The organism is Burkholderiales bacterium, from assembly GCA_013695435.1.
GTDB lineage: Bacteria > Pseudomonadota > Gammaproteobacteria > Burkholderiales > JACMKV01 > JACMKV01.
Genome location: JACDAM010000160.1, coordinates 1 through 11761, shown reverse-complemented (window position 1 = coordinate 11761; position 11761 = coordinate 1). Strand labels below are relative to the sequence as shown.

The following is an 11761-nucleotide window of genomic DNA, read 5'->3' as shown; positions in this document are numbered from 1 at the left end:
TTGTTCAGCGGCCCTTTTTTGTCGATGATGCGGATGCACGCCTCATGCGTGCGTATGCTGATCCTCGCGATGTCGGTGGCGGTCTTGCCCAGCCTCGCAAGCCCTGCATACAAGGTCATGGCCGCTTCGACCGCGGTTTGCGCATGGAACTCGGCCGGAAACGAAATCTTGAACAGCACGTGCTCCATCACATACGAGCCATACGGGCGCTGGAATTTGAACGGCTGGCCTTTGAACAGCACGTCGTAAAAGCCCCACGTTGCGGCGCTCAACACCGACGGGTAGCCCATCTCACCTTTCAGCGTCATCAGCGCTAGCCGCACGGCGCGGCTCGTCGCGTCGCCGGCCGCCCACGATTTGCGCGAACCGGTATTCGGCGCATGGCGATAGGTGCGCAGCGATTGGCCGTCGACCCACGCGTTCGAAACCGCATCGATGATTTCATCCGGCGTGCCGCCGAGCATGTGCGTGACGACCGCGGTCGAAGCCACCTTGACCAGCACGACGTGATCGAGGCCGACGCGGTTGAAGCTGTTTTCGAGCGCGATGCAGCCCTGGATTTCGTGCGCCTTGATCATGGCCGTCAGCACGTCGCGCATGACCAGCGGCTTTTTGCCCTCGGCGACATTCCTGCGCGACAGATAATCGGCGACAGCGAGGATGCCGCCGAGATTGTCCGACGGATGCCCCCATTCCGCGGCAAGCCAGGTATCGTTGAAATCGAGCCAGCGGATCATGCAGCCGATATTGAACGCGGCTTGCACCGGATCGAGCTGGAATTGCGTGCCGGGCACTTTGGCGCCGTTCGGCACGACGGTCCCGGGAACGACAGGACCAAGGAGCTTGGTGCACGCCGGGTATTCGAGCGCTTCAAACCCGCAACCCAGCGTGTCGATCAGGCAGTTGCGCGCCGTCGTGTACGCGTCATCGCTTTCGATCGAATAGTCGGCTACGTAATCGGCGATGTCGGCGAGGACCTGATCGGCAGCAGGTTGGATGTTGGAGGTGTGCATTACTGTAAGACAAGGGATCGGGGACAGCGGATCGGTCAGATCGGATTTTCCAGGTTCACATTCTTTTTCCGGAGGATCGGGTTGGGGTGAATTTTTCCTGTCCCGATCCCCGATCCTCTTATCCCCTGTTCTCAATCGGCACGAACTCGCGATCGTCCGGGCCGGTGTAGTTCGCGGTGGGCCGGATGATCTTGCCGTCGATGCGCTGTTCGATCACGTGCGCCGACCAGCCGCTGGTGCGCGCGATGACGAATAAAGGCGTGAACATCGCGGTCGGCACGCCCATGGCGTGGTAACTGACGGCTGAAAACCAGTCGAGATTCGGGAACATTTTCTTTTGCCGCCACATCACGCTTTCGATGCGCTCGGCGATATCGAACAGCCTGGTTTCGCCGCCTTCCTCGCCGAGCCGGCGTGCGACTTCCCGGATGATTTTGTTGCGCGGATCGGAAACCGTGTAGACCGGATGGCCGAAGCCGAGCACGATTTCCTTGTTCGCGACCCGTTTGCTGATGTCTTTTTCGGCATCGTCGGGATCGCGATAGCGGTTCATGATTTCGAACGCCGCTTCGTTAGCGCCGCCGTGCTTCGGTCCGCGCAGCGCGCCGATGGCGCCGGTCAGGCACGAATGCATGTCGGAGCCGGTGCCGGCGATGACGCGCGCGGTGAAAGTCGACGCGTTAAATTCGTGCTCGGCGTAAAGGTTCAGCGAAGTTTGCATCGCACGCTCGTGCCTTGCCGACGGCCGCTTGCGATGCAGCAGATGCAGAAAATGCGCGGCGATCGATCGATCGTCGGTCTCCACTTCGATGCGCTTGCCCGACGCCGCGAAGTGATGCCAATACAGCAACATCGAACTCAGGCAGGCGAGCAGGCGATCGGCAATGTCGCGCGCGCCGGCTGGCGTGCGGCTTTCGGCCTCGGGCTCGACCGTGCCGAGATTGGAGACGCCGGTGCGCAGCACGTCCATGGCATGGGCGGAAGCGGGAATCTGCTCCAATACCGTTTTGAGCTGCGGCGGCAATCCGCGCAGACCTTGAAGCCTGGTTTGGTAGGCCGACAATTCCGCTTGCGTCGGCAGTTTCTCGTGCACGAGTAGATACGCGATCTCTTCGAAAGTCGCGTGCTCGGCAATTTCCAGGATGTCATAGCCGCGATAGTGCAAATCGTCCCCACTCAAGCCCACCGAGCAAAGCGCGGTATTGCCGGCGGCGACCCCCGATAGCGCGACCGATTTCTTGACCGTCATCAGCGTTTCTCCCTTTCGAAAAGCCTGTCGAGGCTGGCTTCAAAGGCATGATAATCGAGGGTGTCGTAAAGCTCCGCGCGGGTTTGCATGGTGGGCACGACGCTTTGCTGCGTGCCTTCGGCGCGCAATGTCCTGTAAACGTTCAACGCAGCCGCACTCATCGCGCGGAACGCCGATAGCGGATACAGCACGAGGCTGACGCCGGTGCCGGCCAACTGCTGCACTGTATAGAGCGGGGTGGCGCCGAATTCAGTGATATTGGCCAGCACCGGTACCTTTACCGCGTCGGCAAACTTCCGGTACATGCCAAGATCGGTCATCGCTTCCGGAAAAATCATGTCGGCGCCGGCCTCGACGCAGGCGCAAGCGCGTCGATCGCGGCTTCCAGGCCTTCCACGGCAAGCGCGTCGGTACGTGCCATCACAACGAACTCGGGGTCGATTTTCGCATCGACCGCGGCCTTCACGCGATCGACCATTTCTTCCCGCGCGACGATCGCCTTGTTCGGCCGGTGGCCGCAGCGCTTCGCCTGCACCTGGTCTTCGATGTGCATGCCGGCGGCGCCGGATTTGATCAGCGATTTGACGGTGCGCGCGATATTGAAGGCGCCGCCGAAGCCGGTATCGGCATCCACCAGCAAGGGTAATCCCGTCGTGTCGGTAATTCTGCGCACGTCGATCAATACGTCGTCGAGCGTGCTGATGCCCAGATCTGGAACGCCGAGCGAGCTTGCGGCGACGCCGCCCCCGGAAAGATACAAGGCGCGATAGCCGCAGCGCTCGGCAAGCCGCGCCGTATACGCATTGACCGCGCCGACGACTTGCAGCGGTTTTTCGGCGGCGAGTGCTGCGCGCAAGCGGGCGCCCGGTGTCGATAGCGTCATTCGGCCCCTCTCACCCACCTGGCATTCCCGCGCACGCAGAAATCCACCCCGTATAAGTCACCGCGTCGACCATCACCACCTGTCATTCCCGCGCACGCGGGAATCCAGGAAATCGCTGTTCATGGCTACCCAAGCAAATGCTTGACTGCCGCCTTTTCCTCCTGCAACTCCTGATGCGTCGCGTCCATGCGCTTGCGGCTTGCATCGCTGATCGAGATGCCCTGCACGATCTCGAAGCCGCCATTTTTGCACGTCACCGGATAACCGTAGATCACGCCTTCGGGTATGCCGTAGCTGCCGTCGGAGGGTATGCCCATGCTGACCCAGTCGCCGGGGCGCGTCCCGTGAACCCAATCGCGTACGTGATCGATCGCGGCATTGCCGGCCGATGCCGCGCTGCTCAAGCCGCGTGCTTCGATGATCGCGGCGCCGCGTTTCTGCACGGTCGGTATGAAAGTCTGCTCGACCCAGGCCGTATCGTCGATCAGTTGCGCGACTTGTTTTCCACCGGCTTCAGCCGAGTTCAAATCCGGGTATTGCGTCGCCGAATGATTGCCCCAGATAATCATTTTGCTGATTTCCGTGACCGGTTTTTTGAGCCTGGCGGCGATTTGCGACAAGGCGCGATTGTGATCGAGCCGCATCATCGCCGTAAAATTGCGCGGATCGAGATCCGGCGCGTTTTTCATCGCGATGTACGCATTGGTGTTCGCCGGATTGCCGACGACCAGCACTTTCACATCGCGTTTCGCGACGTCATTCAGGGCCTTGCCCTGGGACGTAAAAATGGCGCCGTTCGCCTCCAGCAGATCCTTGCGCTCCATGCCTTTTGAACGCGGGCGGGCGCCAACCAGGAGCGCAATGCCGGCGTCGCGAAACGCGGTCTTCGGATCATCGGTTACGCTGATTCCGGCGAGCAGCGGGAACGCGCAGTCGTCCAGTTCCATGACAACGCCGTTGACCGCGGCGATTGCCGGCGTGATGTCGAGCAACTGCAGAATCACCGGCTGATCGCGGCCGAGCAAGTCGCCGTTGGCCATCCTGAATAAAAGGCTGTAGGCAATCTGGCCGGCAGCGCCGGTCACAGCAACGCGAACGGGAGCTTTCATAAGGACTCCTGAAAAGGGGTAGGGGATTAAAACGTGAAAGCGGGCAACCAGACGCACGCCGCGCGTTCCCGAATGTTAGCCAACATCAAAATGCCGGTCAACGCATCTCTTGTATCTTATAAAAGATAGATTTTTCTTGGACAGCATCGTGATATATGCTAAAAAACCGGCATGAGCAATGCAGCAGCGGCGCCTTCCTCGCCTTCGTTCCGGCCACTCTATCGGCAAATCAAAAGCCTGATTACGCAAAGCCTGATTTCGGCGGAGTGGCGGCCCGGCGAGGCGATCCCAAGCGAAATCGAACTCGCCGCCCGCTATCGGGTCAGTCAGGGAACGGTGCGCAAAGCGATTTCGGAACTCGCCGACGAAAACGTTTTGATACGGCATCAGGGCAAGGGAACTTTTGTCGCCTCGCACAACGAAGCGCAGCGCAAATTTCATTTCGTGCGCGTGTTGCTGGACAATAGCGCAAGCGGTGGCGCTCCGGTTTTTCCCGTTGGCGAGCTACTGGATTGCCGGCGTGGCAAAGCCGACGCGCAGCTTGCCAGGGCGCTCGAAATCACGCATGGCGCGGCGGTCATGGTGATCAACCGCTTGCAACGGATCGCCGGCGAACCGGTCATGCTCGAGGAAATTCGCTTGCCGGCGGGGCTGGTCAAAGGACTTGCGGCGGAAATGGTCGAGCGCAATCAATGCAAAATATACAGCCTGCTCGAATCCGAGTACGACGTCCTCATCACCCATGTCGTCGAGCAGATCAAGGCGACAACAGCTGGAACGAGGTCCGCGAAGCTGCTGGGCGTAGTGCCCGGGGCGCCGCTGCTCGCCATCGAACGCGTCGCTTACACGTACGACGACAAACCCGTCGAATGGCGAAAAACGCTGTGCAATACCGCCAGGCATTTTTATTCGAACAAGATTATCTAGCGACCGAGCTGTGATGATCCTGGCAATCAAGCCCGAGCGAAGCGGCTGCAAGACAAGTCTTGTCTTGCGATAATATCGGGAACCAAGTAGAAAGGTTTTCGCGGCAGCTTCGGCGCACCCGATAGCCTTATCGTCAGTGCCAGGGCGCAAGGCATCGACCGCTTCACGCCAACCAGCATTCGTATCAGCCGTTCAGGATTTCCATGCAGAAAAAAAAACGTCCGGTCTATCTGAATCTCCTGAAAATACGCCAGCCAGTATCCGCGACCGTTTCCATCTTGCACCGGATCAGCGGCGCGCTGCTGTTTCTGTTCATCCCTTATCTGCTGTATACGCTGCAGTTGAGTTTGTCCACGCCCGAGCATTTCGAGCTGCTGAAACAGGGCTTCGATCAGCCGCTCGTGAAGCTGACTTTTCTGGTTTTGATCTGGGCTTACCTGCATCATTTTTTTGCGGGATTGCGTTTTCTGCTGCTCGATCTCGATATCGGCGTTGACTTGGCGCCATCGCGCGCAAGCAGTTGGGCAGTGCTCGCGATAAGTCTGCCGTTGACGCTGCTGATCGGGATTCGTCTATGGTAAAGCGCATTGTCGTTGGCGCCCATTACGGGCTGCGCGGCTGGCTCGTCCAGCGCGTATCGGCCGTCGTGATGGCGGTCTATACGGTACTGCTGATCGCAATCCTGTTCATGCAGCCGGTCCTTGATTACGCGACCTGGGCCGGTCTGTTCGAAAACCAGTGGATCCGCCTTGCAACGCTGCTGTTTCTGACGAGTCTGCTGCTGCATTCGTGGGTCGGCATGCGCGATATTTTGATGGATTACATACAGCATACCGGTGCGCGGCTGGCGCTCGAGATATTGACGGTCCTGGCGCTCACGCTGTATGCGCTGTGGTCGCTGGAAATTCTGTGGGGCGCGGGTTGAAAGCGGCCGCTGAGAAAACAGCCAGAGAATTCATGGGGAGTTCGATGAGTCAACGATCACTAAATGCTGCAGGGAGTGCTGCGTGGCGCTAGCCAGACGCCAATTCGATGCGGTCATCGTCGGCGCGGGCGGCGCCGGCTTGCGCGCGGCGCTGCAATTATCCGAAGCCGGGTTGCGCACCGCGGTGTTGTCCAAAGTGTTTCCGACGCGTTCGCACACAGTCGCGGCGCAGGGCGGTATCGGCGCTTCGCTCGGCAACATGGGTGAGGACAACTGGCTTTGGCATATGTACGACACCGTCAAGGGTTCCGACTATCTGGGCGATCAGGACGCGATCGAATTCCTGTGCCGCGAAGCGCCGAAAGTCGTTTACGAGCTTGAACATTTCGGTATGCCATTCGACCGCAACGACGACGGCACGATCTACCAGCGTCCGTTCGGCGGCCATTCGCAGAACTTCGGCGAGAAGCCGGTACAGCGCTCGTGTGCGACCGCCGACCGCACGGGTCACGCCATGCTGCACACGCTGTATCAACGCAACGTCCGCGCCAACACGCAATTCTTCGTAGAGTGGATGGCGCTCGATCTGATTCGCGACAGCGAAGGCCAGGTTCTCGGCGTGACCGCGCTCGAAATGGAAACCGGCGAGGTCATGGTTTTCCACGCGCGCGCGACCTTGTTCGCGACCGGCGGCGCCGGGCGGATTTTCTCGGCCAGCACCAACGCGTTCATCAACACCGGCGACGGCCTCGGCATGACGGCGCGCGCCGGCATTCCGCTCGAAGACATGGAATTCTGGCAATTCCACCCGACCGGCGTCGCCGGCGCCGGTGTTCTGATTACCGAAGGGGTGCGCGGCGAAGGCGGCTATCTGCTGAACAAAAATGGCGAGCGTTTCATGGAACGCTATGCGCCGAACATGAAAGATCTGGCGTCGCGCGACGTCGTCTCGCGCGCGATGGCGACCGAGATCAAGGAAGGCCGCGGCGCCGGCCCGGATGCCGATTACATCCTGCTGAAGCTCGACCATCTCGGCTCCGAGGTCATCGAAAAGCGCCTGCCGGGAATCCGCGAGATTGCCAAAAAATTCGCCAATGTCGATCCCGTTACCGATCCGATTCCGGTGGTGCCGACCTGCCACTACCAGATGGGCGGCATACCGACCAATTACCACGGCGAAGTGATCGCGCCGCTGGATGGCGACCCCGAAACTGTGGTCCACGGTTTCTACGCTGCCGGCGAGTGCGCGTGCGCATCGGTGCACGGCGCCAACCGGCTCGGCACCAATTCGCTGACGGATTTGCTGGTGTTCGGCAAAGCTGCCGGCAACAGCATGCTCGAATTCCTGACGAAGAATCCGGGGCACAAGGATTTGCCGCGCGATGCCGGCGAAACCAGCCTGGTTCGCCTGGACCGGCTCGAAAATCAAAAAAGCGGCGAGAGCGTGCACGAAGCCGGCGCCGCTATGCGCCGCGTGATGCAGGCGCATTGCGGCGTGTTCCGCTTTCCTGATCTACTGACTGAGGGCGTGGCGAAGATCAAGGATGTCGCGCAACGCATCGCGCGCACCGAAATCAAGGACAAAAGCAAGGTTTTCAACACCGCCCGGGTCGAAGCCCTCGAACTCGACAACCTGATCGAAGTCGCCGTCGCCACGCTGATCTCAGCCGAGGCGCGCCAGGAATCGCGCGGCGCGCACGACCGCGCCGATTTCAGCAAGCGTGACGACGAGAACTGGCTGAAACACTCGCTGTATTATCTCGACGGTCATCGCCTGGATTACAAACCGGTGCATCTGAAGCCGCTGACGGTGGAGCAGTTTCCGCTGAAGGCGAGGACGTACTAACGAACCGCTGTAAACTGAGACTAAGGTCGCTGGGTTCCCGCTCCTCGATTCAGGCACTCGGGGAGGTTTCGCGGGAACGACGATGTGAATCGAACCCGGAGCATTCATGCGTTTTTCCATTTATCGCTACAACCCCGAAACCGACGCCAAGCCCACAATGCGCGATTACGACATCGCGCTCGAGCCGGCCGACCGCATGCTGCTCGATGCTTTGGTTCGCATCAAGGCGCATGACGATACCTTGAGCTTGCGGCGCTCGTGCCGCGAAGGAATTTGCGGCTCGGATGCGATGAATATCAACGGCAAGAATGGCTTGGCGTGCATTACTCGGGTGGCGGATTTAAAAGAGCCGGTTGTTTTGCGGCCCTTGCCTGGACTTCCAGTGATACGTGATCTGATCGTCGATATGACCCAGTTTTTCAAACAATATCACTCGGTCAAACCGTATCTCGTCACCGATGAGCAGCCTCCCGAAAAAGAACGGTTGCAATCGCCCAAGGAACGCGATGAGCTGAATGGCCTGTACGAGTGCATCCTGTGCGCGTGCTGCTCGACCGCCTGCCCGTCTTTCTGGTGGAATCCGGACAAATTCGTCGGTCCCGCTGGCTTGCTGCAGGCCTACCGTTTCATCGCCGATACCCGCGATGAAGCGACCAGCGAGCGTCTCGATAATCTTGAAGACCCGTACCGGTTGTTCCGCTGCCACAGCATCATGAATTGCGTCGATGTTTGCCCCAAGGGGCTCAACCCGACGCGCGCCATCGGCAAGATCAAGGACATGATGATCAAGCGCAGCGTCTGACCGCGCTTAGCAGGCTGTGAGTCACGCGCACGCAGCGGATTCCTTGCTACAATTCGAGGGCTTGTGAGCGAGCTTGCGAGGCTGCGCTGGCAGTGCCGCAGAGGAATGCTGGAGCTCGATCTGGTGCTCAATGCGTTCCTCGATCGCCACTATGCAAGCCTGACACCGCCGGAAATCGCTGCGTTACGCGATTTGCTCAATCGGCCCGACCCCGAATTGTGGGCTCGCATCATCGCCAAACCCGATCCGGCCGAGGATGATCGGGGCGTATTGCGCCGCTTGCGGGAGTTGGACATTCGCCGTTAGGCGTTCGATCTCCGGCACAAGTTCAAGCGGCGGCAAGGCGGCAAATCGGACAACACCCCAGCAATAAAATTATCGACAGCGGAGGTTTTATGGATGCGAAGCGCTATGCCACTTTGACGCTCAATGACGGCAATGCGCCGATGGAGTTTCCGATACTGTCCGGCACGGCCGGGCCGGACGTGATCGACGTTCGCACGCTCGGCAAGTCGGGCATGTTCACCTACGATCCGGGGTACTTGGCAACCGCGAGTTGCAGCTCCGAGATCACTTTCGTCGATGGCCATAAAGGCATCCTGCTGTATCGCGGTTATCCGATCGAGCAACTGGCCAAGCATTGCGATTTTCTGGAGGTCTGCTATCTACTGCTGCGCGGCGAACTGCCGAATGCCGACCAGAAGCTCGAGTTCGATACGAACATCAAGCGGCACGTCTCGTTGCACGATCAAATGATCAACTTCTTCCGCGGCTTTCGGCGCGACGCGCACCCGATGGCGGTGATGGTCGGGGTGGTCGGCGCGCTATCGGCGTTTTATCACGACGCGATGGATATTTCGGATGCGCAGCATCGCGAAGTTTCGGCCAACCGTCTCATCGCCAAGGTGCCGACAATCGTCGCCATGTGCTACAAGTACAGCATCGGGCAGCCGTTCATGTATCCGCGCAACGCGCTGTCCTATGTGCAGAATTTCTTCTACATGATGTTCGCCAATCCGGGCGGCGAGTATCACCCGAATCACGTGCTGGTGCGCGCGCTCGACCGCATCCTGATTCTGCACGCCGATCACGAGCAAAACGCTTCGACCTCGACGGTGCGGTTGGCCGGCTCTTCCGGCGCCAATCCGTTCGCCTGCATCTCTGCCGGCATCGCGTGTTTGTGGGGGCCTGCGCACGGTGGCGCGAATGAAGCCGCTTTGAACATGCTGCACGAAATCGGCGATGTGTCGCAGATCAACAGATTCATCAAGAAAGCCAAAGACAAGGATGATCCGTTTCGGCTCATGGGCTTCGGTCATCGCGTCTACAAAAACTTCGATCCGCGCGCCAAACTGATGCGCGAAACCTGCCACGAGGTTCTGAACGAACTCGGCTTGCACGACGACCCGATCTTCAGGCTGGCGCTGGAACTCGAACGGATCGCGCTCGAAGACGATTATTTCGTCAGCAAGAAACTCTATCCGAACGTCGATTATTACTCGGGCATCGTGCAGCGCGCGCTCGGCATCCCGACCAGCATGTTCACGGCGATTTTCGCGCTGGCGCGCACCGTCGGCTGGATCGCGCAATGGAATGAAATGATCAGCGAGCCGGACCAGAAAATCGGCCGGCCGCGCCAGTTGTATGTAGGCCCGGTAACCCGCGATGTGCCGCTGATGGCGGCGCGGCGGTAAACTTGGCTAGTCGGGTTCGATCTCCTGATCCCGCCTCAGCCTGATCGACCAGCTTCCGGAGGTGCCGGCATGATGAACGAGTTACGCAGCAATTCCTATCTGTTCGGATCCAACGCGCCTTTCATCGAAGCGCTCTACGAGCAATACCTAGACGACCCCGAGGCGGTCGGTGGCGAGTGGCGCGTCTACTTTGACCAGTTGAGCCAAAGCGCCGGCGCGCCCGATATCGCGCATACGCCGATCCAGGATTCCTATCGCAAGCTCGCGCAAACAAGACGCGTGAATGGCGGCCGCGATGCCGGCAGCCTGTCGGCCGAGCATGAACGCAAGCAGGTCGCGGTGCTGCAATTGATCAACGCTCACCGCTTCCTCGGCATGTTACGCGCCAATCTCGATCCGCTGCAACGCCAGGAGCGGCCCGATCTGCCCACCCTGGACCCCGCTTTTTACGGCCTGACCGAGTCCGACATGGACGTCAAGTTCAATACCGGTTCGCTGGTCGGCTACGACCATGCGCCGCTGCGCGATATCCTGAAGGCTGTGCGCGAGACTTATTGCGGTAATGTCGGCGCCGAATACATGTACATCAACAATGTCGTGCAAAAACGCTGGATCCAGGATCGTCTGGAAAGCGTGCACGGCAAGCCGCACTACTCTTCCGAGTACAAGCGCCACATCCTGGAACGCCTGACCGCCGGCGAGACGCTGGAAAAATACCTGCACACGCGCTACGTCGGGCAGAAACGGTTCTCTCTCGAAGGCAGCGAAAACCTGATTCCGCTGCTCGACCATCTGCTGCAGCGCGCCGGCAGCCTGGGGGTCTTCGAAACCGTGATCGGCATGGCGCATCGCGGCCGTTTGAATGTTCTGGTCAATACGTTCGGCAAAATGCCTAAGGATCTGTTTTCCGAATTCGAAGGCAAGCACGCGCAGGATCTGAGTTCCGGCGACGTCAAATATCATCAGGGCTTCTCGTCCGACATCATGACGCCGGGGCGGCCGATGCATATCACGCTGGCTTTCAACCCATCGCATCTCGAAATCGTCAATGCGGTCGTCGTCGGTTCGGTGCGCGCGCGGCAGCGCCGCCGCAAGGACCGCGAAGGCGAGCAGGTGCTGCCCGTGCTGATTCATGGCGATGCGGCTTTCGCCGGCCAGGGCGTCGTCATGGAAACGCTGAATCTGTCGCAGACGCGCGGCTACGGCACCGGCGGCACCGTTCACATCATCGTCAACAATCAGATCGGCTTCACGACGTCCGACCCGCGCGATACGCGCTCGACACTGTACTGCAGCGATGTCGCGAAAATGGT

General features: G+C 59.8%; 11 protein-coding genes and 1 pseudogene. 8 read left to right on the top strand and 4 right to left on the bottom strand.

The annotated features are described in order from the left end of the window. The 4 genes and pseudogenes from H0V78_08365 to H0V78_08350 all read right to left on the bottom strand — a co-directional run. On the bottom strand, window positions 1-1013 hold a 1013-nt coding region (locus H0V78_08365; GenBank protein MBA2351791.1), incomplete at its 3' end, for a bifunctional 2-methylcitrate dehydratase/aconitate hydratase. A gap of 118 nt (window positions 1014-1131) precedes the next feature. Beyond that, complete coding sequence (gene prpC / locus H0V78_08360; protein ID MBA2351790.1) at window positions 1132-2262, bottom strand: 2-methylcitrate synthase; 1131 nt, start codon at window positions 2260-2262, stop codon at window positions 1132-1134. Continuing rightward, window positions 2262-3145: pseudogene (prpB, locus tag H0V78_08355) on the bottom strand (methylisocitrate lyase). The gene prpC and the pseudogene prpB overlap by 1 nt, the downstream one beginning before the upstream one ends. A gap of 125 nt (window positions 3146-3270) precedes the next feature. Then, window positions 3271-4254 carry a malate dehydrogenase gene (locus H0V78_08350; protein MBA2351789.1) on the bottom strand — a complete coding sequence of 328 codons (984 nt, stop codon included), beginning with the start codon at window positions 4252-4254 and terminating at the stop codon, window positions 3271-3273. A 171-nt stretch (window positions 4255-4425) separates the two neighbouring features. On the opposite strand from H0V78_08350, the gene H0V78_08345 reads away from it, so the two are divergent. The 8 genes from H0V78_08345 to sucA all read left to right on the top strand — a co-directional run. Next, on the top strand, window positions 4426-5181 hold the full coding sequence (locus H0V78_08345) for a GntR family transcriptional regulator (protein MBA2351788.1): 756 nt from the start codon (window positions 4426-4428) through the stop codon (window positions 5179-5181). A gap of 203 nt (window positions 5182-5384) precedes the next feature. Further along, window positions 5385-5762 carry a succinate dehydrogenase, cytochrome b556 subunit gene (gene sdhC / locus H0V78_08340; GenBank protein MBA2351787.1) on the top strand — a complete coding sequence of 126 codons (378 nt, stop codon included), beginning with the start codon at window positions 5385-5387 and terminating at the stop codon, window positions 5760-5762. Beyond that, the gene (sdhD, locus tag H0V78_08335) at window positions 5756-6106 is read left to right on the top strand and encodes a succinate dehydrogenase, hydrophobic membrane anchor protein (GenBank protein ID MBA2351786.1); all 351 of its coding nucleotides are present in this window, start codon (window positions 5756-5758) and stop codon (window positions 6104-6106) included. The genes sdhC and sdhD overlap by 7 nt, the downstream gene beginning before the upstream one ends. Window positions 6107-6188: 82 nt before the next feature. Continuing rightward, the gene (locus H0V78_08330) at window positions 6189-7952 is read left to right on the top strand and encodes a succinate dehydrogenase flavoprotein subunit (protein ID MBA2351785.1); all 1764 of its coding nucleotides are present in this window, start codon (window positions 6189-6191) and stop codon (window positions 7950-7952) included. A 106-nt stretch (window positions 7953-8058) separates the two neighbouring features. After that, on the top strand, window positions 8059-8754 hold the full coding sequence (locus H0V78_08325) for a succinate dehydrogenase iron-sulfur subunit (protein ID MBA2351784.1): 696 nt from the start codon (window positions 8059-8061) through the stop codon (window positions 8752-8754). A 63-nt stretch (window positions 8755-8817) separates the two neighbouring features. Then, window positions 8818-9060 carry a succinate dehydrogenase assembly factor 2 gene (locus H0V78_08320; protein ID MBA2351783.1) on the top strand — a complete coding sequence of 81 codons (243 nt, stop codon included), beginning with the start codon at window positions 8818-8820 and terminating at the stop codon, window positions 9058-9060. 89 nt (window positions 9061-9149) lie between these two features. Then, the gene (gltA, locus tag H0V78_08315) at window positions 9150-10448 is read left to right on the top strand and encodes a citrate (Si)-synthase (GenBank protein MBA2351782.1); all 1299 of its coding nucleotides are present in this window, start codon (window positions 9150-9152) and stop codon (window positions 10446-10448) included. A 69-nt stretch (window positions 10449-10517) separates the two neighbouring features. Then, window positions 10518-11761: 2-oxoglutarate dehydrogenase E1 component (gene sucA, locus H0V78_08310; GenBank protein MBA2351781.1), on the top strand; the 1244-nt coding region annotated here is incomplete at its 3' end.

Excerpts from the sequence above, each read along its gene's own strand:
- H0V78_08325 (MBA2351784.1), top strand. The coding sequence starts at position 8,059 with ATGCGTTTTTCCATTTATCGCTACAACCCCGAAACCGACGCCAAGCCC.
- sdhC (MBA2351787.1), top strand. The coding sequence starts at position 5,385 with ATGCAGAAAAAAAAACGTCCGGTCTATCTGAATCTCCTGAAAATACGC.
- gltA (MBA2351782.1), top strand. The coding sequence starts at position 9,150 with ATGGATGCGAAGCGCTATGCCACTTTGACGCTCAATGACGGCAATGCG.
- prpC (MBA2351790.1), bottom strand. The coding sequence starts at position 2,262 with ATGACGGTCAAGAAATCGGTCGCGCTATCGGGGGTCGCCGCCGGCAAT.
- H0V78_08345 (MBA2351788.1), top strand. The coding sequence starts at position 4,426 with ATGAGCAATGCAGCAGCGGCGCCTTCCTCGCCTTCGTTCCGGCCACTC.
- sdhD (MBA2351786.1), top strand. The coding sequence starts at position 5,756 with ATGGTAAAGCGCATTGTCGTTGGCGCCCATTACGGGCTGCGCGGCTGG.
- H0V78_08350 (MBA2351789.1), bottom strand. The coding sequence starts at position 4,254 with ATGAAAGCTCCCGTTCGCGTTGCTGTGACCGGCGCTGCCGGCCAGATT.